This is a genomic window from Bradyrhizobium sp. Rc2d, assembly GCF_900099855.1.
GTDB lineage: Bacteria > Pseudomonadota > Alphaproteobacteria > Rhizobiales > Xanthobacteraceae > Bradyrhizobium.
The window spans coordinates 41,884-66,055 of the sequence record NZ_FNCU01000027.1 but is presented as its reverse complement, the minus strand read 5'-3'; the positions used below and the strand labels follow the sequence as shown (position 1 = coordinate 66,055).

The window sequence follows — 24,172 nt, the reverse complement described above, 5'->3', positions numbered from 1 at the left end:
CTCAGTTCGCCATGATGGTGTCGATGTCGGCTTCGGCGCCGCCATTGATGATGCCGCCGCAGGCCGCGATCAGCGGCTTGACCCAGGCCGTGGCCTGCTCGGCGAGCCGGACGCGCGTCGTGTCCTTCTCGACCGCGCGCATGGCCGAGCCGACTGCGGTCAGGATCGAGGTCATAGTATCCGTGATGTGGTCGAACTGGGCGCGCACGTTGGGATCGGCCTTCTCATAGGCCTCGATGGCGAGGTCGCGCGCCCTGAAATTCGACGCCGTGAAATGCTCGGCATAGGACAGCGGCGTCCAGGTCAGAAAATCTTCCGCGCATTCCGGCATGTCGAGGACCATTTCCAGCAGCATCACGGCTTCATTGAAATGGTTGAGATAGTCGGTGGCAAGCCCGGTCCGCGGGTTGATGTTGGCAACGCGCAGTCGCTCGGCCCAGGCGGCGGCCTCGGGGCCCGTCTGTACATGCGTCCGCGCGGGTTGGGAGACCGTTGAGCTCATCGGCCGCAGTGTTAACGTTCGGGGTTAAAAGGACCTGAACGGACCCTATATAGACGCCCTAGGATGTGTGGACGCTTCGTCATAACTTCGGCCCCCGCGGCTTTGAGGCAACTGTTCGGCTATGTCGAGCAGCCGAATTTCCCGCCCCGGTACAACGTCGCCCCGACGCAGCCGATTCCGGTCGTGCTGATCGAGAACGGCGCACGCCATTTCCGTCTGATGCGTTGGGGCCTCGTGCCGGGCTGGGTCAAGGACCCCCGCGGATTTACGCTCCTGATCAACGCCCGCTCCGAGACGGCGCTGGAGAAGCCCGCCTTCAAAAAGGCGGTTCGCCGCCGGCGCGGCCTGATCCCAGCGGACGGCTATTACGAGTGGAAGGCGGAGGGTGGCCGCAAGCAGCCCTTTTTCATCCATGGCGCCGACGGCGCGCCGCTCGGCTTTGCCGCATTGTTCGAGACATGGGTCGGGCCGAACGGCGAGGAACTCGACACCGTCGCGATCGTCACGGCGGCCGCAGGCGAAGACCTCGCCGCGTTGCATGACCGCGTGCCCATCACCATCAGCCCGCGCGATTTCGAGCGCTGGCTCGACTGCCGCAGCGACGAAATCGACGCGATCCTGCCGCTGATGGCCGCCCCGCGCATTGGCGAGTTCGCCTGGCACCCCGTCTCCACCCGCGTCAACCGCGTCGCCAATGACGACGAGCAGTTGCTGCTGCCGATCAGTGCGGAGGGGATGGAGGCGGCGGCCGAGGCGGTGAAGCCCAGGAAGGCGGTGCCGAAGGTTGCTGCTAGCCCGGCGGCGGATGACGGGCAGGGCTCGTTGTTCTAGCTGCGGTGCCGTAGGGTGGGCAAAGCGAAGCGTGCCCACCATTGCGCGCCGAGCAAGCGGATAAGTGGTGGGCACGGCGCGGTGCGCCTTTGCCCACCCTACGGCAGCGGTGTTTCATACAATCTCCCTTGCCCGCAGCGCTGCGATCTCCGCCGCATCGAACCCGAGTTCGCCGAGCACCGCATCCGTATCCGCCCCAAGCTCCGGTGCCATGCGATCCAGCTTGCCGCCGCCATGGGCGAGCTTGAACCCGCTGCCGGCAAAGCGCAGGCGGCCGTAGGGCGTGTCCAGCTCCTGGATCGCGCCGCGCGCCTTGATCTGCGGGTGGTCGATCACCTCCTCGACCTTCCAGATGCTGGCGCAGGGCGCGCCGGCGTCTTCCAGGATCGTCTCCCATTCGCGCGCCGGCTTGGCCGCCAGCGCTTCCTCGATGATGGCGCGGAGCGCGCCCTCGTTCTCGTTGCGGGAGAACCAGTCGGCAAAGCGCGGATCAGTCAGCGTATCCTCGCAGCCGAGTGTGCTCATCAGCGCGCGGTACTGCTTCTCGTTGTTGACCGCGAGCAGGATGTGGCCGTCGCCGCATTTGAACAGGTTGGCCGTGGTCCTGCGGCTCACCGCCTGATTGCCCGAAAGCTGCTGGCGATGGCCCGCGACCGACCAATCCGCGATCTGCCCAGACAGAAACGCCATCGTCGCCTCCAGCATGGAGACGTCGATGAGCTGGCCCTTGCCGGTGCGGTCGCGCTGATACAGTGCGCTCGACACACCAAATGCAGCGGTCGCGCCCGACAGCACGTCGCACACCGCAAAGCCCGCGCGCGTCGGTCCGGTCTCGGGATGGCCCGTGATCGCCATGATGCCCGACAGCGCCTGCATCTTGCCGTCATAGCCGGGCCGCAAGCGGTCCGGGCCGGTCTGGCCGAAGCCTGATACGGCGCAATAGATCAGCTTCGGATTGATCGCCGACAGCGCCTCGTAACCGATGCCGAGCTTGTCCATCACGCCGGGGCGGAAGTTCTCCATGACCACGTCGACGGTCTCTGCGAGCTTCTTCACGATCGCGATCGCCTCCGGCTTCTGCAGATCGATCGTCAGGCTCCGCTTGTTGCCGTTGATGGCCTGGAATGCCGGCGCCAGCCCGCGCTCGGCCCATTCGCGGCTGAGCGGCGTGCGGCGCATGTCCTCGCCCTCGCGCCGCTCGACCTTGATGACGTCGGCTCCTAGCAGCGCGAGCTGATAGCTCGCATAGGGACCGGCCAGCACTTGCGTGAAGTCCAGGATCTTCACGCCCTCGAACGGTCGCGTCACGTCTCTCTCCCTTTTTCTTCGTTATCGGAGGACGTCAGGCGGCGCGGTTGCCGCGCGCGATCTCCTTCTGCTTGTCGAATTCGGCGCGGCGGCGCGCCAGCTCTTCCGGCGAAAGCTGCGCCACGTTGTTGTAGTCGAGCTTCCAGGAGGTATCCTCGCTCCAGCGCAGCGGCGATTGCATCGTCGTCTGCGGGCCGCTCGCGGTCTCCAGCAGTCTTAGCGCGAGCTCGAGTGTCTGCGCCTGCGAGCCGACATCATGTGGCTTGCCGGCGGAATTGCCGAGCGGGAAATCGGAGAACAGGAAGCGCGGCACGGCGGCGTGCTCGACGATGTCCTTGGCGCAACCCATGATCACGGTCGGAATGCCGTTCCGCTCCAGGTGCCGCGCGACCAGCGCGGTGGTCTGGTGGCAGACCGGGCAGTTCGGCACCAGCACGGCGATGTCGACCTTGTCGGCAAGGCAGCGCGCCAGGATCTCCGGCGCGTCGGTATCCAGCGTGACCCGATGGCTGCGGTTGGTCGGGGCGCCGAAGAAGCGCGGCGCGACCTCGCCGATCCGTCCTGCGGCGCTGGCCTTCAGGAGTTGCGGCAGCGGAAACCAGGTGCCGCTGTCGGTCGCGCTGGTGTGCTTGCGGTCGTAGCCGATGTGCGAGATGCGAAGGTCGTGCTCTTTCGACGTGTCGCCATCATAGACCTGGTAGAATTTCGCGCTGCCATTATATGCGGCGCCCGGTCCCTGATCGCCCTTGGCCGGATCGAACGGCGCCGCTGTCGTGATGATCGTCACGCGCGACTGCGCCAATGGCTTCTTCAGCGGCTGGAACGGTGCCTCCGTGTAATGCGCCCAGCGATACGGCGTGGTGTAGCCGATCGCCGCGTAATAGTCGCGCGTGCGCTGCATGTAGGGCACGGGCGAATCGTAGTCGGGCGCAAAGCCAAATTCGTCGTCGCGCGGAGCGGACATGGGCGCGTCTCCTGGTTCTTGGTTGGAGGCCAGACTAGAGATAGTTTTCGAGTTGCTCAACGGGGAGTGGGGTGGCGCAGGTCAGAATTGCAGATGAGGATGATGCGGCGCGGACTCTTACCCTCCCCTGGAGGGGGAGGGTCGGCTCACATGGAGCGTAGCGAAATGTGAGACGGGGTGGGGTGACGGTCTCTCCACATCCAACAGTGCCCGAGTGGAAAGATCACCCCACCCCGCTCGCGCTGCGCGCGATCGACCCTCCCCCTCCAGGGGAGGGTGAAGAGCGTCACCTACCTGAACACATGCAGTGCCACATACTGAAGCAGCATGATCGCCTTGGCATCGATGATGCGGCCGTCTGCGATCATCGCCAGCGCCTCGTCGATGGAAAGCTCCAGCACCTCGATGTCCTCGCCCTCGTGTTCGAGGCCGCCGCCGTCGCTGACCCGCATCTCCGGCTCATATTCGGCGATGAAGAAATGCAGTTTCTCGGTGATGGCGCCGGGGCTCATGAAGGCCTCGAACACCTTGTGGACGTCGTGCAGGCGATAACCGGTTTCCTCCTCGGCCTCGGCGCGGATGCGCACCTCGGGGGCGGCATCGTCCAGCACGCCGGCGGCCGCTTCGATCAGCAGATCGTCGTAGCCGCGAATATAGGCGGGCAGACGGAACTGGCGCACCAGGATCACCGTGCGCCGGGCGCGGTTGTAGGGCAGCACGGCGGCGGCGTTGTCGCGCTCATAGGTTTCCCGGTGCTGCGTCTGCCACTCGCCATTGGCGCGCCGGTACTCGAACGTGGTGTTCTTCAGCGGGGTCCAGTTGTCCGAGAGCACGCGGACGTCCTTGATGCGGACACGGTCGGAAATGGTCATGGCTCGATCTCAGTTGCTTGGAATCGTCGCGCGGCCGTCGAGCCACTTCTGGAACATCACCGAGGTGGATTCCTCGTAGCCGAGAGATTGGTAGAACGCATTGGCCTGCGCGTTTTCGCGCCGGACCAGGAGCTGGAGCTTCAGAATTCCGGCCGCCCGCAGCCAGTCCTCGGCGGCTGCCATGATGACGCGGCCGTAACCGCGCTTCTGGCTATCGGGGTCGACCGCGACGTAATAGACCCAGCCGCGATGGCCGTCATGGCCGACCATGATTGTGGCGACGATCGCGCCATTGTCGCGGCCGAGCAGGACCGTCGAGTTGTCGCGCCGCCGCGCCAGCGCGATGTCGGCATGCGGATCGTTCCAGGGACGGGTCAGGCCGCAGCGCTGCCACAGCGCGACGACGGGCTCGATGTCGGAATCCGTGATGGCGGCGATCGCGAGCGGAGCAGGCGGGATCGACGCTCTCACAGCACCTTCCCCGGATTCATGATTCCCAGCGGATCGAGCATCGCCTTGATGGACCGCATCAGCTCGATCGCGGTCTTGTCCTTCACCTCGGGCAGCTCGTCGCGCTTGAGCACGCCGATGCCGTGCTCGGCCGAGATCGAGCCACCCATGCGCAGCACGATCTCGAAGACCACCGCGTTCATCTCGTGCCAGCGGGCGAGGAAGTCCGCACTGTTGGCGCCGACCGGCTGGCTGACATTGTAGTGCAGATTGCCGTCGCCGAGATGGCCAAACGGCACCGGCCGCGCCCCTGGGATCAGCTTCACCACGGCGGCATCGGCCTCGGCGATGAAGGCGGGCACGGCGGCCACGGGCACGGAAATGTCGTGCTTGATCGAGCCGCCTTCCGGCTTCTGTGCCGCGGACATCTCGTCGCGCAGCTTCCAGAAGCCGGCGCGCTGGGTGAGGTTGGCCGCGATCACGGCGTTGTCGACGATCTCCTCTTCCATGGCGCGGGTCAGGATCGTCTCCAGCGGCGTGCGCGCATCCTCGCTCGGAGAGGACAATTCCATCAGCACGTACCAGGGATGCTTTTCTGCGAGCGGATCGCGCACGTCGATACCGTGGCGGATCGAGAAATCGACCGCCATCTGCGACAACAGCTCGAAACTCGTCAGCGCATTGGCGGCCTCGCATTGCGCGATCGTGAGCAGTTTGAGCGCCGCCGCCGGCGACTTCAGCCCGACGAAGGCGGTCTCGATTGCCCGCGGCTTCGGAAATAGTTTTAAAGTCGCCGCCGTGATGATGCCGAGCGTGCCTTCGGCGCCGATGAAGAGGTTGTGCAGATTGTAGCCGGTGTTGTCCTTCTTCAGCTTCGACAGCACGTTCAGCACGCGCCCGTCGGCCAGCACCACTTCCAACCCCAGCGCCATCTCGCGCGCGACGCCATAGGCGAGCGCGGCGGTGCCGCCGGCGTTGGTCGAGAGATTGCCGCCGATGGTGCAGCTGCCTTCGGCACCCAATGACAGCGGAAACAGCCGGTCGACCTCCGCCGCCTTCTGCTGCGCGATTTGCAGCACGACGCCGGCCTCGCAAGTCATGGTGTTGGAGGCGGTGTCGACCTCGCGGATCTTATCGAGCCGGCGCAGCGACACCACCACTTCGCCATTGTGCGGCGTCTGCCCGCCGACGAGCCCGGTGTTGCCGCCCTGCGGCACCAACGCGATCCTGTGCGCGGAGGCGAGCTTGCAGATCTCCGAGACTTCAGCCGTCGAGCCCGGACGCAGCACCAGCGGCGAGCGGCCGTGGAAGAGGTTGCGCTCCTCGGTGACGTAAGCCTCGATGTCGGCGGTATCGGTGATCGCGTGGCGCTCGCCGACGATCTTGCGAAATTGTTCGATCAACTCGGGCGCAAGCGGCAGGGTGGCGGACTTATTGACGTTCATGGTGTTGTCTCTTCTCAAGCTTCTTATCGCGCAACCGCAGCCCGACGCAGCCGGTCGTTGATCGCTTCGCCGAGTCCTTCTTCGGGGATCGTCATCACGGCGATCGCGCGTGGCCCTCTGGCATCGAGGGCGCGAAGATAGCCGAACAGATTGGCCGCGGCTTCATCGAGATCACCGGCGGGCGACAAATTCATGACAGCGGCGGCGGCATCAAGGCCAGGCGGACGTGCCGGGCCGAAGGCCAGCAGCGCTTCGCCCGGCGCGACCTCGCGCGCATTGAGCCGCACGGCCGCGCGCGGCGCGTAATGCGAGGCCAGCATGCCCGGCGCCAGCGGCTGGCTGTCCTCGCTCTCGGCCTCCGCGGGCGGCCGCGCCAAGGGCGCGCCGAGCACCGCCTCGATTCGCTCACGCGACAGCCCGCCGGGGCGGAGCAGCATCAATGTCTCGAAGCAGCCGACGATCGTCGATTCGACGCCGACCTCGACGGGCCCGCCGTCGACGATCAGGTCGATCCGCCCCGCAAGGTCGCTTTCGACATGGGCGGCCAGCGTCGGCGAGACATGGCCGGAGATGTTTGCGGATGGTGCCACCACCGCCCCGCCAAAAGCGCGCAGGATCGCCTGGGCCACGGGATGGGCGGGAATGCGGATCGCGACCGTGTCGAGGCCGGCGGTGGCGAGATCGGCCACCGGGCAGTCGTCCGTCTTCGGCACCACCAGCGTCAGCGGCCCCGGCCAGAACGCCTCCGCGAGCTTCAGGGCGCGTGCATCGAACCGGCCGATCCGCCGCGCGGCGGCAACGTCCGCGACATGGGCGATCAACGGATTGAACGCGGGCCGCCCCTTGGCGGCGTAGAGATGGGCGATCGCGGCGGCATTGGCGGCATCCGCCCCGAGCCCATAGACCGTCTCGGTCGGAAACGCGACCAGCCCGCCGGCCGCGAGCGCCCGGGCTGCGGCCGCGGCCGCGGCCTCTCCGGCCGGTAAAATCAGCGTTTCAAGACCCGTTTTCACAGGGATAAAATTCCTCAACTCGGCCGCTTGCGGTGCGCCAAACCCGACGCTATAAGCCGCCTTCTTGTCGGAGTGTGGCTCAGCCCGGTAGAGCACTGCGTTCGGGACGCAGGGGTCGCAGGTTCGAATCCTGCCACTCCGACCATTCTTCCAAAAGTCGACGTATTCCCAGAGGCTTGGCGAACCGGCCGCCGGCGCCTCGGGAGCGCCTTTTTGCAACGATTTTCGGGGCGGGTCCACGGCCGATTTGGCCCGAGCAGGGACGTCTGTGCGTGTGGCATGGCTCGCGCGGATCAAGGCGTTTTCCGTCCACGCCGATTGCGGTCGATCCTGCCCAGGTCGCGAGGTCGTGCACGGTGGCGCATCCGACCCGCCCGCAGCCCTGGCACTCTGTTTGCTCAGTCAGGACCAAAGGCAGCCCCTAGCGGAGGGACTGTTTCAGGTTGAGGCAAAACAATGAAAGAAGTGTCCCGTTTCGGCTCTACCGGAGAGCTTCGGCTCAGTGCGCTGATTGCGGATCTGTGGTGGCGCGTTCAGCTCATGAATTCCGACATCCTCGAAGAAGAGGCCAAGGCCGGGGTGTTTGACGTGAAGGACCCGTCCTATCCGTTGCTCGCGATGAACCTTCGCGCGCGACGTGAGAATCTCGTGTCGACGATAAACGCGCTGGAGCAACGCGCGAAATCGGGCCGCGCGGCGGCGTGACGTCGGTGTTCTGGCCGTCCGCCATGCGTTGGGCTGGTTGACCGGCCGCCTGTTTCGGCTGTTTGGCCCGCGTCGCCCACGGCAACGGCCTGGGCCGCAAGGCACAGCGAGATCACCGCCGCGTCACCAGCACGCCGACCAAAAACGCCAGCATCAGCGACGGCAGCGGCGCTTCGCGCACCATGCCGCGGACGATGTCGGGCCAGTGCGGGGCCGGGACGAGACTTGGCGACCTGACGTCGGCCAGCGGCGTCATGCCCCATTCCGAGGCGAGGTCGGTGATCTCGCGCGTGGCCAAGCGCGAGCCGTCGCGGACGCGGAAGATGGCGGCGTCGGATCGGTCGCGCGGCGCGAGCGCCATCAGCGTCGCGATCGCGGTGCGCAACGTCATCTCGCCATAGCCTTGCAGCCTCACCGACTCCTCGGGGTCGGACGTCATGCGAAATCCCTCACGGCGCGAAGTGGCGCGCGATGGTGAATGCCGCCGTCGCGCACAGCACCAGCGTGGAAATCGCGCCGGTGACGCCGCGCGCGAGATGGGCCCGCGACAGATGCCTGGTCATGGTCTTGCTCCATGTTCAGCATGGAAATGGTGGTGCGCGAGGTTGGTTCCTTGCGGCACACGCGAATCGCGAAAGGCCTGATGACTTGCCCTGATTACTTGCGCAGCAGCTCACTCAGGGCGGCCGTCGCCTCCGCGCAGCGGATGTCGTCGATCTCGCGCGACAGGCTGAGCGCGCTCGATCTCAGCTCTTCGATCTTCCAGCTCTCGGGATGCTGGCTTTCGAGTTGGCCGAGCCGCTTGTTCAGCTCGTCCAGTCTCGACTGGAGCTGCCCGATGCTGGCGGCCCCATTCACTTTCCAAACGCGCTGTGCACGCATCGTATTTCCCCTGCTGGTCTCACGGCGTTGTGAGAGCGGTTCGTGGCCGGAATGGGAGTTTCTTTTGTCCGGCTTCAGACGGTGGGGAACCGTTGCAGATTGGCAACGAAGTTCCCTCGTTTTGGCGCACAATCGCATGATGAGACCTGCAGGCACAGAATTTGATTCCTACCCGCGAAGTCGAGGGCGTTTCCGCGGTATCGGCGAACCGCAAAGCGAACAAAGGAAAGACGCGTGGCGAGATTTGTGAATGTTGCGGCCGGTCAGCTTGGCCCGATCGCGAAAAGCGAGACGAGGACCGAGGTCGTGGCGCGGTTGATGGCCGTGATGCACCGGGCGCACGCAGACGGCTGCGACCTGATCGTGTATCCCGAGCTCGCGCTAACCACGTTCTTTCCGCGCTGGTATTTTGAGGATCAGGCCGAAATCGACAAATTCTTCGAGCGCGAAATGCCGGGGGCGGAGACGCGAGGCCTGTTCGACCTCGCGCGCGAGCTCGGCATCGGGTTCTATCTCGGCTATGCCGAGCTGACGGTCGAGGCCGGGATCGCCAGGCGCTACAACACCTCCGTCCTGGTCGACAGAAGCGGCGCGATCGTCTTGAAATATCGCAAGGTGCACTTGCCGGGCCATGCCGAGCACGAGCCGTGGCGCAAATTCCAGCATCTGGAGAAGCGCTATTTCGAGCCCGGCGCAGGTTTTGATGTGACCAGCGCCTTCGGCGGCGTGATGGGCATGGCGATCTGCAACGACCGCCGCTGGAGCGAGACCTACCGCGTGATGGGCCTGCAGGGCGTCGAGATGGTGCTGATCGGCTACAACACGCCAGTGCACAATCCGCCCGCACCGGAGCACGACCATCTCTCGCTGTTTCACAACCATCTGGTGATGCAGGCCGGCGCCTATCAGAACGGCACCTTCGTGGTCGGCGTCGCCAAGGCCGGCATCGAGGAGGGCGTGGAGCACATCGGCGGCAGCTGCATCATCGCGCCCTCGGGCGAGATCGTTGCGAGTTGCACGACGAACGGCGACGAGATCGCGATCGCCCGCTGCGATCTCGATCTCTGCAATTCCTACAAGCGGACGACGTTCAATTTCGACGTTCACCGCCAGCCACGCGCCTATGGGATGATCGTGGAGCGGAAGGGCGTGGCCACCATGGCGGATGGGACGCCGGTGCCGCCGAGGGCGTGATTGGCCTCGTGCCTTACCTTGCGACGCTGCTTTTCCGATGTCGTCCTGGCGGAGCCGATGCTCCATACTCCGTCATTGCGAGGAGCCCTTGCGACGAAGCAATCCAGAGTCTTGCCGCGGAGGGATTCTGGATTGCTTCGCTGCGCTCGCAATGACGACGTTGAGAGAGCATGCCTCACTCTTCTCTCGTGCCCCGGACGCAGCGCAGCGCCCTTCAGCGATGCGCTGCAGAGCCGGGGCCCATGTCTCCGAGCATTCCGTGCCGCCATCCGGGACACGAGCGTGGTGGTCTGCTTGTCCGTGCGCCCCTCCGCCGCCCCTCCATTCACAACCAAGTGTCTTTATTCGGAAACAATCATTTCCTATCATTCCGCGATGCAAAATGCCGCCCGCCGATCTCAGCCTGCCGCCCGTCCTCCCGGCCGCCCCCGGGGGTTCGACATGGACACCGCGCTCGACAGGGCCGTGCGCGTGTTTCGCGAGCGCGGTTATCATGCCACCTCGATCGGCGACCTCACCGCGGCGATGCGGCTGGCCACGGGGAGCGTCTACAAGGCGTTTCGCGACAAGCATGCCGTGTTCCTAGCCGCCTTCGAACGCTACACCACGCTGCGCCAGGAGCAGACGCGCAGCGCTGCGGCGCGCGGCGCAAACGGCCGCGAGCAAATCCGCAACGTGTTGCTGTCCTATGTCGAGCATTCCCAGGGCACCGAGGGGCGGCGCGGCTGCCTGGTCGTCGGCAGCGCGATCGAATTGTCCGCGCTCGATCCGGTGGTCGGCGCCCGCGTCAATGCGCAGCTCAAGACAAACGAAAGCTTTATCGCCGGCCTCATTCGCAAGGGGCAGGCCGATGGCTCGATTCCCCGCCATGTCGCCGCCGACGACACGGCGCGGCTGATGATCTGCATCACGCAAGGCATGCGCGTCATCGGCAAGGCGCGCCTGCCGCTCGACGGGATGCGCCTGGTCGCCGTCGCGATGAAACTGCTCGCCTGAATTTTTTGTCATAATAGGGAATAGTCATTCCCTATTTCTGGAGTCTATGCGAATGACGATGAATGCCACGATCGAGACCGCGCCGGCGCCGGATGCGGTGTCGCAGCGCCTGACCTTCGTGCTTGCCGCGGCCTGTGGCATGGTCGCCGCCAACATCTATTATGCCCAGCCGCTGATCGCGCCGATCAGCGCTGCGCTCGGCCTGTCGCATGCCGCCGCCGGGCTGATCGTCACCATGACGCAGATCGGCTATGGCGTGGGGCTTCTCTTCATCGTACCGCTCGGCGACCTCGTCGAGAACCGCTCGCTGATCTGCTCGGTCATCGCGCTTGGGGCGGCGGCACTGCTTGCCGCGGCGCTCGCGACCCACGCACTGCCATTCCTGATCGCCGCGCTGTTCATCGGGCTCGGCTCGGTCGCGGTGCAGATCATCATTCCCTATGCCGCGCATCTGGCGCCCGAGGCCATCCGCGGCCGCGTCGTCGGCAACGTCTCGACCGGCCTGATGCTCGGCATCATGCTGGCGCGCCCGGTGTCGAGCTTCGTCACGGCGGCGCTATCGTGGCATGCGGTGTTCTTCGGCTCGGCCGCGCTGATGATCGTGCTCGCAGCCGCGCTCTGGGTGACGCTGCCGACGCGCAAGCCGGTCGCGCGGATGCATTATGGCGCGTTGCTGCTGTCGATGCCGCAGCTGGTGCGCACGACGCCGCTGCTGCGCCGTCGCGCGCTCTACCAGGCGAGCCTGTTCGGCTGCTTCACGCTGTTCTGGACGGTGGCGCCGCTCCAGCTCGCGAACGCGTTCGGCTTCACCCAACGCGGCATCGCGCTGTTCGCGCTCGCTGGCGTCGCCGGCGTGTTCGCGGCGCCGATCGCAGGACGGCTCGCCGATCGCGGCCATAGCCGAATCGCGACGCTGGTCGCGATGCTGCTCGCGGCCCTCGGCTTCCTGATCACGCATGTCGGCGCGGCCGGATCGCTGCTGAGCCTCGCCTGCCTGGTAGTGGCCGCGATCGCGATCGACATCGGCGTGCAGGGCAATGTGGTGCTGGGCTTCCGCGCCATTTTCCTGCTCGGGCACGAGCACCGCAGCCGCCTCAATGGCCTCTACATGGCGACGTTCTTCGCCGCTGGCGCCGCCGGCTCCGCGCTCGGGGCCTTCGCCTTCGCGCAAGGCGGCTGGACGATGGCATCGGCCATTGGCCTTGCCCTGCCGGTGGCCGGCTTGCTCTATGCGGCGACCGAGTAGCCGCCGGCATGGCCGGAATTGTGCGATACGGCCCGTTTACCAACCCCGCGAGGCCGCAATTTCCGGCTCGCGGTCCGGCCGCCGCTGTAGTACTTTGGTCGGAAGCGGACCTGGTTAACAGGCGGCAGGGGGAGGCTGATGAGGCGTACGGGGCTGTTTGGCGTACCGCAGGTACGGCCATGGTCGTGGCAGGCGTTTCTGCTCGGATTCGTGGTCGTCGGGATGTCGGCGGTGCTTCAGGGGATTTGTGTCGCGCTTGGCGCAAAACTCTATTTCGCGGCGTTCCTGCCCGGCCTTTTCGCGCTCGGGCTTGTCGCAGGCGTGCCGGCGGCGACCCTCGCCACGCTGCTGACCGTTCCGCTGGTGTGGTGGGCGTTCATGCCGCCCTTCTTCGAGTTCAATTCGCTGACCAGCGCGAACACCGATTCCATCAACCTGTTCTGCCTGCTGGCCGTGCTGCTGATCGGCCTCGCCGATCTCTGCCGCGAGACGATGGCGATCGTCAACCGCGGCGGGCTGAAGCGCCCGGGCGAGAGCGCGGCAACGAATCCGCAATAAGTCGGCCGTGCACGACCGTGCGCGTTGCGCGCGCGCAACAGTTCGGCAACCATCCGCGAGCTTGCCGCGCGCCGCTAACTTTTCGAAAAAGATTTGGCCGCAGTTTCTCCCGCGGGAATGACGAGGGAGTTTTCGGACATGAACGGCCAAATAACCGGTCACGCCATCTTGGAGAACGTGCGCCGCTACCGCGGCATCGCATCGCTCTATCGCCAGACCGCTGCATTCCGTCCGGGCCAGAGCTGGTCGCTGCTGGAGCAGGCGAGGGATTGGGAAGCGCGGGCGCTGTCGGAGCTGGAAGCCTATTTCGCGGCACGCGCGGATTACGCCGCCCCACTCGCGGCCTGATTGTTAACCATCGGCGCGGCCTTGGTCCATCTTGCCGAAGCTGCGATCGCCGGATCGTGCACGGGACACCACGGGGCGATTTCGGAGTTGTCTCGGCACGCGCCTGTGCTAGCAACGGCTCAACGAGATTCTTCACGTCGGCCGGGGCAAGCGATGATCACCTTCAACCGCATCTTCACGACGGAGCGCCTGCTCCAGATCATCGTGGTTCTGATCGCGACGATCGCCATGAAGCTGATGAGCTGAGCTTCGGCTGCCTATCGCCCGCCGAGTTCGGGCACCTCGGGCAGATAGTTCGAGCCTTCCGAACCCAGAAAATCGAACATCGCCTGCGCCGGCGGCAGCAGCACCTTGTCGCTGCGGCGGATCACGTACCATTGCCGGACGATCGGCAGGCCGGCGACGTCGAGCACGATGAGTCGGCCCTCGGCGAGCTCATGCGCCACGGTGTGCGCCGAGATGAAGGCGATGCCGAGCCCGGCGATCACCGCCTGCTTGATGGTCTCGTTGCTGCTCATCTCCATGCCGATGATCGGCTCGAGATCCGACTTCTGGAACATGCCTTCCATCAGCGTCCGCGTACCCGAGCCCGGCTCGCGGGTGAGGAAGGTCTCGTGCACGAGATCGGTCAGGTTGAGGCCGGAATCCTTCTCCAGCCAATGTCCCTTGCGCGCGACGATGATATGCGGATTGCGCCCGAGCTGGCGGACGTCGACCGTGACGTCGGCCGGTGGCCGACCCATCACGGCGAAATCGAGGTCGTAGCCGTGCATGGCCTCGCGGATCTCCTCGCGGTTGCCGATGGTGAGCTTGATCTCGATCTTGGGATAGCGCTTCGAGAATGCCGCGATCGCGTGCGGCACGAAATATTTTGCGGTCGAGACCGCACCGAGTTGCACCGTGCCGCCGGTCCGCCCCGCCAGCAGGTCGAGCGAGCCCTGGCAGTCCATGATCGCGGCCTCGACCCGTTCGGCCAGCGCCAGCACCTCCTTGCCAGCCTCCGTCAGCAGCATGCCGTCACCGGTCCGCTGCACCAGCGGCAGGCCGGCGAGGTCCTGAAGCTGGCGGAGCTGCTGGGTCACGGCCGGCTGGGTCAGCCCGAGATGGCTGGAGGCCGCCGTCACGCTGCCCTTGGCCGAAAGCGCCGCAAGCGAGCGCAGCTGCCGGATCGTCAGATGCCGGAGCTGGGTCGCCGCATGGCCAGGGACATTATAAGAAAATTCTTTGAGGCTCATTATGAATAGAAATTTTCCTTATTAAGCCGGCCCTGTCAATCTCGTCGTGCTGGGACGGACCGCATCGACCCTCCAAGGGGGAGGGAAATGGATGCGGCGCCAGCAAGGGGATGGACGCAGATGACCGGGCAACTCAGGCTGGACGACCACCTTCAACGGTACTCAGAGACCGTGCCACACGCGCTCGCCGTGGCGGCCGCAATCGATGCCATCGCGGCAGCGGCGATCGAGATCGCCGACCTCATCGTCTCCGGCGATCTCGCCGACGCCTCGGGCCTGACGACCGGCCGCAACAGCGACGGCGATGTCCAGCGCGATCTCGACGTCCAGGCCGATGCGATCCTGCGCCGCTGTCTCGGCAGGCTGCCGATCGCGGCGCTGGCGTCGGAGGAGATGCGCGAGGCCCAGATCGTCGACCGCGAAGGCCGCATCTGCGTCGCGATCGATCCGCTCGACGGCTCCTCCAACATCGACATCAACATGACCGTCGGCACGATCTTCTCGATCCTGCCGGCACCCGATGATCTCTCACTCGCCTTCCATCAGCGCGGCTCGGCGCAGCTCGCGGCGGGCTTCGTCACCTATGGCCCGCAGACCTCGCTGGTGCTGACGCTCGGCGACGGCGTCGACATCTTCACGCTTGACCGTAAGGCGGGCTGCTTCCGCCTCGCGCGCAGCGGCGTGCAGATCTCCGAGGCCTGCGAGGAGTTCGCGATCAACGCGTCCAATCGCCGGCACTGGGATGCGCCGGTGCGCGCCTTCATCGACGAATGCCTCGCCGGTGTCGAAGGGCCCGCCAACCACGATTTCAACATGCGCTGGATCGGCTCGCTGGTCGCGGAGGCCTATCGCATTCTCACCCGCGGCGGTGTGTTCCTCTATCCCTCGGACGCGCGCCCCGGCTATGGCGACGGCCGCCTGCGCCTCACCTATGAGGCGCACCCGATGGCGATGATCATCGAGCAGGCCGGCGGCTCGGCCACGACCGGGCGCGAGCGCATCCTCGAGCTGTCTGCGCAAAGCCTGCACCAGCGCGTGCCGCTGATCATGGGTTCGAGCAACGAGGTGCGGCGGGTCGAGGAATTGCATTGCGATCCCCTGTTGGTTGCCAGCGTCTCCGCACCGCTGTTCGCGCGGCGCGGATTCTTCCGGCTCTGAGCGAGGCGTCCCATGTCCAGGAAGCATCCGATCATCTCCATCACCGGCTCCTCCGGCGCCGGCACCACCTCGGTCAAGAAGACCTTCGAGCAGATATTCTTCCGCGAGAAGGTCAACGCCGTCTACATCGAGGGCGACGCGTTCCATCGCTACGACCGCGCCGAGATGCGCGCGCAGATGGCGAAGGAGGCCGAGCGCGGCAACAAGCACTTCAGCCATTTCAGCCCCGAGACCAACCTGTTCGAGGAGCTGGAGCGCGCGTTCCGCGACTATGGCGAGACCGGCACCGCGACGACGCGTCACTACGTCCACGACGCCGAGGAATCCGCGCTGCATGGCGTGCCTCCCGGCACCTTCACCGAGTGGAAGCGGCTGCCGGAGAATTCGGACCTGCTGTTCTACGAGGGCCTGCACGGCGCCGTCGTGACCGACAAGGTCAACGTCGCGCGCTATGCCGACCTCAAGATCGGCGTCGTGCCTGTCATCAATCTCGAATGGATCCAGAAGCTGCACCGTGATCGCAGCGCGCGCGGCTATTCGACCGAGGCCGTCACCGACACCATCCTGCGGCGGATGCCCGACTACATCCACTACATCTGCCCGCAATTCACCGAGACCGACATCAACTTCCAGCGCGTGCCGACAGTGGACACCTCCAATCCGTTCATCGCGCGCTGGATCCCGACGCCGGACGAATCGATGGTCGTGATCCGCTTCAAGAATCCACGCGGCATCGACTTCCCCTATCTGCTCTCGATGCTGCCGCAAAGCTGGATGTCGCGCGCCAATTCGATCGTCTGCCCCGGCGCCAAGCTCGATCTCGCGATGCAACTGATCCTGACGCCGCTGATCATGCAGCTGATCGAGCGCAAGCGAAGCCTGAAGTGATGCACAGCAACGACAACAACGGGAGGATCCGATGAATATCTCGGTTCATGCCGAAGCCGACCTTACGGCGGTCACGCACAACGATCTCGCCAACGCGGTCCGCTTCCTCGCGGTGGACGCCATCGAGACCTCGCAGTCCGGCCATCCCGGCCTGCCCATGGGCATGGCCGACGTCGCGACCGTGCTGTTCTCGCGCTTCCTCAAATTCGACTCGGCCCATCCCAACTGGCCCGACCGCGACCGCTTCGTGCTGTCGGCGGGCCACGGCTCGATGCTGCTCTATGCGCTGCTGCATCTGACCGGCGGCGATGTCAGCCTCGACGACATCAAGGCGTTCCGGCAATGGGGCTCCAAGACGCCGGGACATCCGGAATACGGCCACACGCCGGGCGTCGAGACCACGACTGGACCGCTGGGGCAGGGGATTGCGACGGCGGTCGGCATGGCGCTCGCCGAACGCATGGCCAATGCGCGGCATGGCGACGGCCTCGTCGATCACTTCACCTATGTGATCGCCGGCGACGGCTGCCTGATGGAGGGTATCAGCCAGGAGGCGATCTCGCTCGCCGGTCATCTCCAGCTCGCGCGTCTGATCGTGCTGTTCGACGACAACGGCATTTCTATCGACGGGCCGACCTCGCTCGCGACCTCCGATGACCAGCTCGCGCGCTTCGCCGCCTCCGGCTGGTCGGTGCGCCGTGTCGATGGACACGATCCCGAAGCCATTGCACAGGCGATCGCGGAGGAGCGTGAGACGACAAAACCGTCGCTGATCGCCTGCCGCACCATCATCGGCTATGGCGCGCCTGATAGACAGGGCACCGAGAAGGCGCATGGTGCGCCGCTCGGCACTGAGCAGACCGCGGCCGCGCGCCGGACGCTGGGCTGGGACTATCAGCCTTTCGTGGTGCCGCTCCCGATCTCGAAGGCGTGGCGGATGATCGGACAGCGCGGGCAGGTCGCCCGTCTCGCCTGGCTCGATCGTTATGAACGTGCGACGCCCGAGCAGCGCGACCTGTTCGTCGAGGGTAAGGCCGTCGCCTTGCCGGGCGCCTATGCGCTGGCTGCGGCGAAGTTGCGCGAGCGCTTCGCCAGCGAGCGTCCCAAGATCGCAACGCGCCAGGCCTCGCAACAGGTGCTCGACGGCATCGCCGGGGCGATTCCGGGCCTGGTCGGCGGCTCCGCGGACCTCACGCATTCGAACCTCACGCATGCCAAGGTGCAGGCTCCCGTCACGCGCGGGGCGTTCGCCGGCGACTACATCCACTACGGCATTCGCGAGCACGGCATGGCTGCCGCGATGAATGGCCTCGCGCTGCATGGTGGCTTCATCCCCTATGGCGGCACCTTCCTCGCCTTCTCCGACTACAGCCGGCCGGCGATTCGCCTTGCGGCCTTGATGCGGCTGCGCGTGATCCATGTGATGACCCACGACTCCATCGGTCTCGGCGAGGACGGCCCGACGCACCAGCCGGTCGAGCATGTCGCCGCACTGCGGGTGATTCCGAACCTTCTGGTGTTCCGCCCCGCCGATGCGGTGGAGACGCTGGAAGCCTGGGATTGCGCACTCACCTCGGAGAGCCGTCCGTCCGTGTTGTGCTTGTCGCGTCAGGCCTTGCCGACCTTCCGCAGCGATGTCCGCGGCAGAAATCGTGTCGCGCGCGGCGCCTATCTCGTCGTCTCCCCTGACGGCGGCCGCGACGTGACGCTGATCGCGACCGGCTCGGAAGTGTCGATCGCGCTGGAGGCGGCCCGCCTGCTCGCGACCGAGCACATCCGCGCAGCAGTCGTCTCTGCACCCTGCTTCGCCCTCTTCGAGGAACAGCCAGACGACTACCGCGCCACGGTGCTCGGTACTGCACCGCGTGTCGGCATCGAGGCGGCCGTAGCGGGCGACTGGCCGCGCTGGATCGGCACCGAGGGCGAGTTCGTCGGCATGCGCGGCTTCGGCGCCTCGGCGCCGGCGCCCGTGCTGTACCGCGAGTTCGGCATCACACCGCAAAGCATTGCGGAAGCCGCCTGGCGGGCGATCGCCCGCAAGAAACAATAAGGAGGATCAATCGTGGCTCGTATCACCCTTCGCCAATTGCTCGATCACGCCGCCAGCCACGGCTACGCGGTGCCGGCGTTCAACATCAACAACATGGAGCAGGGCATCGCGATCATGCAGGCGGCGGCCGAGGTCGATGCGCCGGTCATCATGCAGGCCTCGCGCGGCGCGCGCAGCTATGCCGGCGATCTCATGCTCTCGCACATGATCGATGCGCTGGAGCGGACCTATCCCGACATCCCGCTCTGCATGCACCAGGACCACGGCAATGACGAGGCGACCTGCGCCTCTGCCATAGCCCATGGCTTCACGTCGGTGATGATGGATGGCTCGCTCAAGGCCGACGCCAAGACGGCGGCCGATTATGACTACAATGTCGCGATCACCCGCCGTGTCGTCGACCTCGCCCATTGGGTCGGCGCATCCGTCGAAGGCGAGCTCGGCGTGCTCGGCTCGCTCGAGCACGGCGGCGGCGAGCAGGAGGATGGTCACGGCGTCGAGGGCAAGGTCAGCCACGATCAGCTGCTGACCGATCCGGACCAGGCCGTCGATTTTGTCCGCGCGACGAAGGTCGATGCGCTGGCGATCGCGATGGGCACCTCGCACGGCGCCTATAAATTCAGCCGCAAGCCGGATGGCGACATCCTGGCGATGCGGGTGGTCGAGGAGATCCATCGCCGGCTGCCGAACACGCATCTCGTCATGCACGGTTCGTCCTCGGTGCCGCAGCCGCTGCAGGACATGTTCAACCAGTTCGGCGGCGAGATGCCGCAGACCTGGGGCGTGCCGGTCGAGGAGATCGTGCGCGGCATCCGAAGCGGCGTGCGCAAGGTCAATATCGACACTGACTGCCGTCTTGCGATGACTGCGGTATTCCGCAAGGTCGCCGCGCAAGCGCGCTCCGAGTTCGATCCACGAAAGTTCCTCAAGCCGGCGATGGATGCGATGCGCGAGCTTTGCCGCGAGCGCTTCGAGCAGTTCGGGACGGCAGGCCACGCCAGTAAGATCAAGGTCGTCCCGATGAGCGAGATGGCGCGGCGCTATCGCGCCGGCGAACTTGATCCGCGCATCGACGCCCGCGAACCGGTCGCTGCCTAGTCATTCAGAGAGAAGAGCAGGAGAGAGTCATGAACGCACACGCAGGAACCGTTCGCGGCAAGGAACGATATCGCTCGGGCGTGATGGAATATAAGCGTATGGGCTATTGGGAGCCCGATTACACGCCAAAGGACACCGACGTTATCGCGCTGTTTCGCGTCACGCCGCAGGACGGGGTCGACCCGATCGAGGCGTCGGCTGCGGTCGCCGGTGAATCCTCAACCGCGACCTGGACCGTGGTGTGGACCGATCGGTTAACCGCCGCGGAGAAATACCGCGCCAAGTGCTATCGCGTCGATCCGGTCCCGGGCTCGCCGGGCTCCTACTTCGCCTACATCGCCTATGACCTCGATCTGTTCGAGCCGGGCTCGATCGCCAACCTCTCGGCCTCGATCATCGGCAACGTGTTCGGCTTCAAGCCGCTCAAGGCGCTGCGTCTGGAAGACATGCGCTTTCCGGTCGCCTATGTGAAAACGTTCCAGGGACCGGCGACCGGCATCGTGGTCGAGCGTGAACGGCTCGACAAGTTCGGCCGCCCTTTGCTGGGTGCGACCATCAAGCCCAAGCTCGGTCTTTCGGGGCGCAACTACGGCCGCGTGGTCTACGAGGCGCTGAAGGGCGGACTCGACTTCACCAAGGACGACGAGAACATCAACTCGCAGCCCTTCATGCATTGGCGTGATCGCTTCCTCTATTGCATGGAGGGCGTCAACCGCGCGCAGGCAGCCTCGGGCGAGGTCAAAGGTACCTACCTGAACATCACCGCGGGCACGATGGAGGACATGTACGAGCGCGCCGAGTTCGCCAAAGAGCTCGGATCGTGCGTCGTCATGATCGACCTCGTGATCGGCTACACCGCGATTCAGTCGATGGCGAAGTGGGCGCGGCGCAACGACATGATCCTGCATCTGCATCGCGCCGGCCACTCGACCTATACGCGGCAGAAGAGCCACGGCGTGTCGTTCCGCGTCATCGCCAAATGGATGCGGCTTGCCGGTGTCGACCACATCCATGCCGGCACGGTGGTCGGCAAGCTCGAAGGCGACCCCAACACCACGCGCGGCTACTACGACGTCTGCCGCGAGGACTTCAATCCGACCAAGCTCGAGCACGGGCTGTTCTTCGACCAGTCCTGGGCGAGCCTGAACAAGATGATGCCGGTCGCCTCCGGCGGCATCCATGCCGGGCAGATGCACCAGCTGCTCGACCTCTTGGGTGAAGACGTCGTGCTGCAATTCGGCGGCGGCACCATCGGCCATCCCATGGGCATTGCGGCCGGCGCGACCGCCAATCGCGTGGCGCTGGAAGCAATGATCCTCGCCCGCAACGAGGGCCGCGACTACGTCCACGAAGGTCCGGAGATCCTCGCCAAGGCGGCCGAGACCTGCACGCCGCTGAAGGCCGCGCTCGAAGTCTGGAAGGACGTCACCTTCAACTATCAATCCACCGACACGCCGGACTTCGTGCCGACGGCGCTGGAAACCGTTTGAGGAGATTCACATGAAACTGACCCAGGGCTGCTTCTCATACCTGCCTGATCTGACCGATGACCAGATCTACAGCCAGGTGCAGTACTGCCTCGCCAAAGGCTGGGCGGTGAACATCGAGTTCACCGACGATCCGCATCCCCGCAACACTTATTGGGAGATGTGGGGCCTGCCGATGTTCGATCTCCAGGATGCCGCCGGTGTGATGATGGAGCTCGCCGAGTGCCGCAGGGTGTATGGCGACCGCTACATCCGCATCAGCGGCTTCGATTCCAGCCATGGCTGGGAATCGGTGCGCATCTCCTTCCTCGTCAACCGGCCGAAGCAGGAAGCGGAGCTCGAGCTGGTGCGGCAGGAGGTGGGCGGCCGCGCAATCCGTTACACCACCGTGCGCCGACCGGCCGCGCACGCGTCAACTTAAGGCATCCGCTTCCGCGCGGAGCTCTCCCTGCTCCGCATCCTTGGCGGACCACTGCTTCGCCGCTCCCCCGCGGCGAAGCCCTTTTCTTCGAGGTGCCGATGCTCGATGTGCCCCACGCAACGACGACTGAACACAGCGAGACCAGTTTCGATCTCCGCAAGGAGGCCGAAGCGGCCGGGATCACCGACACGCTGCAACAGCTTGAGCAGGAACTGGTCGGATTGAAGCCGGTGAAGAACCGCGTGCGCCAGATCGCCTCGCTGCTGTTGATCGAACGCATTCGGCAGCGCGCGGGATTGGCCTCCGCGCCGCCGACGCTGCACATGTCGTTCACCGGCAACCCCGGCACCGGCAAGACCACGGTGGCGCTGCGCATGGCCAAGATCCTGCACGGCCTCGGCTTCGTGCGGCGAGGGCAGGTGATTTCGGTCACGCGCGACGATCTCGTCGGCCAGTATATCGGCCATACCGCCCCGAAGACCAAGGAGATATTGAAGAAGGCGATGGGCGGCGTGCTGTTCATCGACGAGGCCTATTATCTGCACCGGCCCGACAACGAGCGCGACTACGGCCAGGAGGCGATCGAGATTCTGCTCCAGGTGATGGAGAACCAGCGCGAAGATCTGGTCGTGATCCTCGCGGGCTATGGCGAGCGGATGACGAGCTTCTTCGCCTCCAATCCCGGCTTCCGTTCGCGCATCGCGCACCACATCGAATTTCCGGACTATGCCGAAGCCGAGCTGCTCGTCATCGCCGAGCTGATGCTGAAGGAGCGCGGCTATCGCTTTTCGGCAGCGGCGCGCGAGGCGTTCGAAAAATACATCGCGCTGCGCCGAACCCAGCCGTTCTTCTCCAATGCGCGCTCGATCCGCAACGCCGTCGACCGCATTCGCCTGCGGCAGGCCGATCGCCTGGTGTCCGATCTCGATCGCATGCTCGACGTCGCCGACCTCGAAACCATCGATCCCATGGACGTCCTGGCGAGCCGCGTCTTCAGCGGCGGCGCCGACTCGCGGAGTGCAAAATCATGACGAGAGAGATGATCATTGCTCCTTCGATCCTGGCCGCGGATTTCGCGCGCCTCGGCGAAGAGATCGCGGCGATCGATACGGCCGGGGCCGACTGGATCCATTGCGACGTCATGGACGGACACTTCGTGCCGAACATCAGCTTTGGCGCGGACGTCATCAAGGCAATCCGGCCGCTGACGAAGAAAGTCTTCGACGTGCATCTCATGATCGCGCCTGCTGATCCTTACCTCGACGCGTTCGCGAAGGCCGGTGCGGACGTCATCACCGTGCACGCCGAAGCCGGCCCGCATCTCGATCGTTCGCTTCAGGCGATCCGCGCGCTCGGCAGGAAAGCCGGCGTTAGCCTGTGTCCCGCGACCCCGGAGAGCGCGATCGAGTATGTGCTCGATCGTCTCGACCTCGTGCTGGTGATGACGGTCAATCCCGGCTTCGGCGGCCAGTCCTTCCTCGACTCCCAGCTGGCGAAGATCGCACGGATCAAGGCCATGATCGGCGACCGGCCGATCCGGCTCGAGGTCGATGGCGGTATCACGCGCGACAATGCCGCTGCCGTGGCTGCCGCGGGCGCCGATACGCTTGTGGCGGGGTCCGCCGTGTTTCGCGGCAAGAGCGCCGCCGAATACGCCGCCAATATTGCGGCCATTCGCACCGCCGCCGAGGCCGGCCAGGTTCCAAAGAAGAAAGATAATGCCGCGCGGCCGCTGCGCGTCGGAGAAAGTGCGCGCATCCGGTAGACTACGGAGAGCATCACCAGGCGATTGCGCCGAGGTATCGATCGCTTCATAGCGCGCATTTTTCCGGGGTTCTACGGAGAATCCAGCGCGAATCGGCAACACCCTTCATGCCGGGGTAACCAAGGGCGCCGAAGCACGCGTTCGATTAATGCGCCGCGCTACAATCTGTGGTTTAATAACTGCAGAAGGGCGTAGATGCACATTCAATATCTCCATTGGAATACTGCCCATGGCTGGCGCGGAGCTGATCCACTGCTCGGGCCCGCTCAGCTCGTGCTCTAATTCGGCAGCCGTGAGGAGCGCTATCTCGATCTCGTCGGCGTGACCGTCGAGCGCCGCCTCTATGCCTAGCCCTTGATGGGGGCGGCGGGAATTCAGAGCGAGAGTCCGCGTCGACTGGAACTTTGGCTTCCTTGGGCATTTGCTAGAACTAGCCGAAGTCGGCGCCGCGGCGGGCGCAGCAAAACTTTTGCATGACCGCCATCGGCCTGACGCAAATCGGGGCAATAAGCCCTGTGAATGCGAGGGAGGGTCTCATGGAGAACGTACGTCGCTACCGGGCGCTGGCGTCCCTCTGTCGTCAGCAGGCCGCTTACCGGCCGCTCCAGAACTGGGAGCTCCTCGGCCAGGCCGAACATTTCGAATATCTCGCGGAAGTCGAGCTCAAGGCGCATTTCGATGCGTGCAATGCACAAGGCGGCGAGGACGTCGCTGAAGCCGTCGCATTGAAGACACCTGCCGCGGCGTAGCGGCGGC

The 24,172-nt window shown here is 65.3% G+C and carries 26 protein-coding genes and 1 tRNA gene; 17 read left to right on the top strand and 10 right to left on the bottom strand.

Annotation, left to right across the window (positions count from 1 at the left end):
• Position 1: 1 nt before the first annotated feature.
• Positions 2 to 502, bottom strand: coding sequence for a hypothetical protein (locus BLV07_RS28420; RefSeq protein ID WP_091892560.1), 501 nt, complete (start codon positions 500 to 502; stop codon positions 2 to 4).
• A gap of 63 nt (positions 503 to 565) precedes the next feature.
• Here BLV07_RS28420 and BLV07_RS28415 point away from each other — a divergent pair, with 63 nt between their 5' ends.
• Positions 566 to 1,333, top strand: coding sequence for an SOS response-associated peptidase (locus BLV07_RS28415; RefSeq protein ID WP_091892558.1), 768 nt, complete (start codon positions 566 to 568; stop codon positions 1,331 to 1,333).
• Positions 1,334 to 1,447: 114 nt separating this feature from the next.
• On the opposite strand, the gene BLV07_RS28410 is transcribed toward BLV07_RS28415, so the two are convergent.
• The 6 genes from BLV07_RS28410 to BLV07_RS28385 form a co-directional block, all read right to left on the bottom strand.
• Positions 1,448 to 2,641, bottom strand: coding sequence for a CaiB/BaiF CoA transferase family protein (locus BLV07_RS28410; protein WP_091892556.1), 1,194 nt, complete (start codon positions 2,639 to 2,641; stop codon positions 1,448 to 1,450).
• Between the two features lie 34 nt (positions 2,642 to 2,675).
• Positions 2,676 to 3,605 carry a glycine reductase gene (locus BLV07_RS28405; protein ID WP_091892554.1) on the bottom strand — a complete coding sequence of 310 codons (930 nt, stop codon included), beginning with the start codon at positions 3,603 to 3,605 and terminating at the stop codon, positions 2,676 to 2,678.
• A gap of 290 nt (positions 3,606 to 3,895) precedes the next feature.
• Complete coding sequence (locus BLV07_RS28400) at positions 3,896 to 4,477, bottom strand: NUDIX hydrolase (protein ID WP_091892551.1); 582 nt, start codon at positions 4,475 to 4,477, stop codon at positions 3,896 to 3,898.
• Between the two features lie 9 nt (positions 4,478 to 4,486).
• Positions 4,487 to 4,936 carry a GNAT family acetyltransferase gene (locus BLV07_RS28395; RefSeq protein WP_091892641.1) on the bottom strand — a complete coding sequence of 150 codons (450 nt, stop codon included), beginning with the start codon at positions 4,934 to 4,936 and terminating at the stop codon, positions 4,487 to 4,489.
• Between the two features lie 8 nt (positions 4,937 to 4,944).
• Positions 4,945 to 6,372, bottom strand: coding sequence for an FAD-binding oxidoreductase (locus BLV07_RS28390; RefSeq protein ID WP_091892549.1), 1,428 nt, complete (start codon positions 6,370 to 6,372; stop codon positions 4,945 to 4,947).
• 23 nt (positions 6,373 to 6,395) lie between these two features.
• A complete protein-coding gene (locus BLV07_RS28385; RefSeq protein WP_143035510.1) occupies positions 6,396 to 7,385 on the bottom strand; it encodes an L-threonylcarbamoyladenylate synthase in 990 nt (329 codons plus the stop codon).
• A 68-nt stretch (positions 7,386 to 7,453) separates the two neighbouring features.
• Between BLV07_RS28385 and BLV07_RS28380 the strand changes: the two genes are divergently transcribed.
• Positions 7,454 to 7,530 (top strand) — tRNA-Pro (locus BLV07_RS28380).
• A 311-nt stretch (positions 7,531 to 7,841) separates the two neighbouring features.
• Positions 7,842 to 8,090 carry a hypothetical protein gene (locus tag BLV07_RS28375; RefSeq protein WP_091892545.1) on the top strand — a complete coding sequence of 83 codons (249 nt, stop codon included), beginning with the start codon at positions 7,842 to 7,844 and terminating at the stop codon, positions 8,088 to 8,090.
• A gap of 112 nt (positions 8,091 to 8,202) precedes the next feature.
• Here BLV07_RS28375 and BLV07_RS28370 read toward each other — a convergent pair whose 3' ends face one another.
• Positions 8,203 to 8,529, bottom strand: a complete 327-nt coding sequence (locus BLV07_RS28370) for a hypothetical protein (RefSeq protein WP_091892543.1) — start codon at positions 8,527 to 8,529, stop codon at positions 8,203 to 8,205.
• A 218-nt stretch (positions 8,530 to 8,747) separates the two neighbouring features.
• Positions 8,748 to 8,972: a hypothetical protein gene (locus tag BLV07_RS28365; protein WP_091892541.1), complete on the bottom strand. Its 225-nt coding sequence runs from the start codon at positions 8,970 to 8,972 to the stop codon at positions 8,748 to 8,750.
• Positions 8,973 to 9,206: 234 nt separating this feature from the next.
• Here BLV07_RS28365 and BLV07_RS28360 point away from each other — a divergent pair, with 234 nt between their 5' ends.
• From BLV07_RS28360 to BLV07_RS28335, 5 genes are all read left to right on the top strand, one after another.
• Positions 9,207 to 10,166, top strand: coding sequence for an N-carbamoyl-D-amino-acid hydrolase (locus tag BLV07_RS28360; protein ID WP_091892539.1), 960 nt, complete (start codon positions 9,207 to 9,209; stop codon positions 10,164 to 10,166).
• Between the two features lie 441 nt (positions 10,167 to 10,607).
• Positions 10,608 to 11,162 carry a TetR/AcrR family transcriptional regulator gene (locus tag BLV07_RS28350; RefSeq protein WP_244551235.1) on the top strand — a complete coding sequence of 185 codons (555 nt, stop codon included), beginning with the start codon at positions 10,608 to 10,610 and terminating at the stop codon, positions 11,160 to 11,162.
• A 52-nt stretch (positions 11,163 to 11,214) separates the two neighbouring features.
• The gene (locus BLV07_RS28345) at positions 11,215 to 12,408 is read left to right on the top strand and encodes an MFS transporter (protein ID WP_091892533.1); all 1,194 of its coding nucleotides are present in this window, start codon (positions 11,215 to 11,217) and stop codon (positions 12,406 to 12,408) included.
• Positions 12,409 to 12,546: 138 nt separating this feature from the next.
• Positions 12,547 to 12,966, top strand: a complete 420-nt coding sequence (locus tag BLV07_RS28340) for a DUF4118 domain-containing protein (protein WP_091892531.1) — start codon at positions 12,547 to 12,549, stop codon at positions 12,964 to 12,966.
• Positions 12,967 to 13,104: 138 nt separating this feature from the next.
• Complete coding sequence (locus BLV07_RS28335) at positions 13,105 to 13,314, top strand: hypothetical protein (protein ID WP_091892639.1); 210 nt, start codon at positions 13,105 to 13,107, stop codon at positions 13,312 to 13,314.
• Positions 13,315 to 13,571: 257 nt separating this feature from the next.
• Here the strand turns inward: BLV07_RS28335 and BLV07_RS28330 are convergent, their stop codons facing one another.
• Positions 13,572 to 14,549: a LysR family transcriptional regulator gene (locus BLV07_RS28330; RefSeq protein ID WP_091892529.1), complete on the bottom strand. Its 978-nt coding sequence runs from the start codon at positions 14,547 to 14,549 to the stop codon at positions 13,572 to 13,574.
• A gap of 120 nt (positions 14,550 to 14,669) precedes the next feature.
• Between BLV07_RS28330 and BLV07_RS28325 the strand changes: the two genes are divergently transcribed.
• The 9 genes from BLV07_RS28325 to BLV07_RS28285 all read left to right on the top strand — a co-directional run bounded on the left by BLV07_RS28325 (position 14,670) and on the right by BLV07_RS28285 (position 24,165).
• The gene (locus BLV07_RS28325; protein WP_091892527.1) at positions 14,670 to 15,707 is read left to right on the top strand and encodes a class 1 fructose-bisphosphatase; all 1,038 of its coding nucleotides are present in this window, start codon (positions 14,670 to 14,672) and stop codon (positions 15,705 to 15,707) included.
• 12 nt (positions 15,708 to 15,719) lie between these two features.
• Entirely contained in the window at positions 15,720 to 16,595 is an 876-nt protein-coding gene (locus tag BLV07_RS28320) for a phosphoribulokinase (protein ID WP_091892525.1), read from the top strand.
• A gap of 31 nt (positions 16,596 to 16,626) precedes the next feature.
• Positions 16,627 to 18,645: a transketolase gene (tkt, locus tag BLV07_RS28315; protein WP_091892523.1), complete on the top strand. Its 2,019-nt coding sequence runs from the start codon at positions 16,627 to 16,629 to the stop codon at positions 18,643 to 18,645.
• 12 nt (positions 18,646 to 18,657) lie between these two features.
• Complete coding sequence (gene fba / locus BLV07_RS28310; protein WP_091892520.1) at positions 18,658 to 19,743, top strand: class II fructose-bisphosphate aldolase; 1,086 nt, start codon at positions 18,658 to 18,660, stop codon at positions 19,741 to 19,743.
• Between the two features lie 29 nt (positions 19,744 to 19,772).
• Positions 19,773 to 21,233 (top strand): form I ribulose bisphosphate carboxylase large subunit, encoded by a 1,461-nt coding sequence (locus tag BLV07_RS28305; RefSeq protein WP_091892517.1) that lies wholly within the window; start codon positions 19,773 to 19,775, stop codon positions 21,231 to 21,233.
• A 10-nt stretch (positions 21,234 to 21,243) separates the two neighbouring features.
• On the top strand, positions 21,244 to 21,651 hold the full coding sequence (locus tag BLV07_RS28300; protein WP_091892515.1) for a ribulose bisphosphate carboxylase small subunit: 408 nt from the start codon (positions 21,244 to 21,246) through the stop codon (positions 21,649 to 21,651).
• Positions 21,652 to 21,749: 98 nt separating this feature from the next.
• Complete coding sequence (cbbX, locus tag BLV07_RS28295) at positions 21,750 to 22,682, top strand: CbbX protein (protein ID WP_164934624.1); 933 nt, start codon at positions 21,750 to 21,752, stop codon at positions 22,680 to 22,682.
• Positions 22,679 to 23,416 carry a ribulose-phosphate 3-epimerase gene (rpe, locus tag BLV07_RS28290; RefSeq protein WP_091892511.1) on the top strand — a complete coding sequence of 246 codons (738 nt, stop codon included), beginning with the start codon at positions 22,679 to 22,681 and terminating at the stop codon, positions 23,414 to 23,416. Before cbbX ends, rpe begins: the two co-directional genes overlap by 4 nt.
• A gap of 536 nt (positions 23,417 to 23,952) precedes the next feature.
• Positions 23,953 to 24,165: a hypothetical protein gene (locus BLV07_RS28285; RefSeq protein ID WP_091892637.1), complete on the top strand. Its 213-nt coding sequence runs from the start codon at positions 23,953 to 23,955 to the stop codon at positions 24,163 to 24,165.
• The last annotated feature ends 7 nt before the right edge of the window (positions 24,166 to 24,172 follow it).

Bases quoted from the DNA above. Each gene is read 5' to 3' on its own strand.
- BLV07_RS28325 (WP_091892527.1), top strand. From the start codon at position 14,670: ATGACCGGGCAACTCAGGCTGGACGACCACCTTCAACGGTACTCAGAG.
- BLV07_RS28405 (WP_091892554.1), bottom strand. From the start codon at position 3,605: ATGTCCGCTCCGCGCGACGACGAATTTGGCTTTGCGCCCGACTACGAT.
- BLV07_RS28340 (WP_091892531.1), top strand. From the start codon at position 12,547: ATGAGGCGTACGGGGCTGTTTGGCGTACCGCAGGTACGGCCATGGTCG.
- tkt (WP_091892523.1), top strand. From the start codon at position 16,627: ATGAATATCTCGGTTCATGCCGAAGCCGACCTTACGGCGGTCACGCAC.
- BLV07_RS28330 (WP_091892529.1), bottom strand. From the start codon at position 14,549: ATGAGCCTCAAAGAATTTTCTTATAATGTCCCTGGCCATGCGGCGACC.
- BLV07_RS28320 (WP_091892525.1), top strand. From the start codon at position 15,720: ATGTCCAGGAAGCATCCGATCATCTCCATCACCGGCTCCTCCGGCGCC.
- BLV07_RS28390 (WP_091892549.1), bottom strand. From the start codon at position 6,372: ATGAACGTCAATAAGTCCGCCACCCTGCCGCTTGCGCCCGAGTTGATC.
- BLV07_RS28415 (WP_091892558.1), top strand. From the start codon at position 566: ATGTGTGGACGCTTCGTCATAACTTCGGCCCCCGCGGCTTTGAGGCAA.
- cbbX (WP_164934624.1), top strand. From the start codon at position 21,750: ATGCTCGATGTGCCCCACGCAACGACGACTGAACACAGCGAGACCAGT.
- BLV07_RS28300 (WP_091892515.1), top strand. From the start codon at position 21,244: ATGAAACTGACCCAGGGCTGCTTCTCATACCTGCCTGATCTGACCGAT.
- BLV07_RS28365 (WP_091892541.1), bottom strand. From the start codon at position 8,972: ATGCGTGCACAGCGCGTTTGGAAAGTGAATGGGGCCGCCAGCATCGGG.
- BLV07_RS28350 (WP_244551235.1), top strand. From the start codon at position 10,608: ATGGACACCGCGCTCGACAGGGCCGTGCGCGTGTTTCGCGAGCGCGGT.
- BLV07_RS28375 (WP_091892545.1), top strand. From the start codon at position 7,842: ATGAAAGAAGTGTCCCGTTTCGGCTCTACCGGAGAGCTTCGGCTCAGT.
- BLV07_RS28400 (WP_091892551.1), bottom strand. From the start codon at position 4,477: ATGACCATTTCCGACCGTGTCCGCATCAAGGACGTCCGCGTGCTCTCG.
- BLV07_RS28285 (WP_091892637.1), top strand. From the start codon at position 23,953: ATGGAGAACGTACGTCGCTACCGGGCGCTGGCGTCCCTCTGTCGTCAG.
- BLV07_RS28345 (WP_091892533.1), top strand. From the start codon at position 11,215: ATGACGATGAATGCCACGATCGAGACCGCGCCGGCGCCGGATGCGGTG.
- BLV07_RS28370 (WP_091892543.1), bottom strand. From the start codon at position 8,529: ATGACGTCCGACCCCGAGGAGTCGGTGAGGCTGCAAGGCTATGGCGAG.
- BLV07_RS28305 (WP_091892517.1), top strand. From the start codon at position 19,773: ATGAACGCACACGCAGGAACCGTTCGCGGCAAGGAACGATATCGCTCG.
- BLV07_RS28420 (WP_091892560.1), bottom strand. From the start codon at position 502: ATGAGCTCAACGGTCTCCCAACCCGCGCGGACGCATGTACAGACGGGC.
- rpe (WP_091892511.1), top strand. From the start codon at position 22,679: ATGACGAGAGAGATGATCATTGCTCCTTCGATCCTGGCCGCGGATTTC.
- BLV07_RS28335 (WP_091892639.1), top strand. From the start codon at position 13,105: ATGAACGGCCAAATAACCGGTCACGCCATCTTGGAGAACGTGCGCCGC.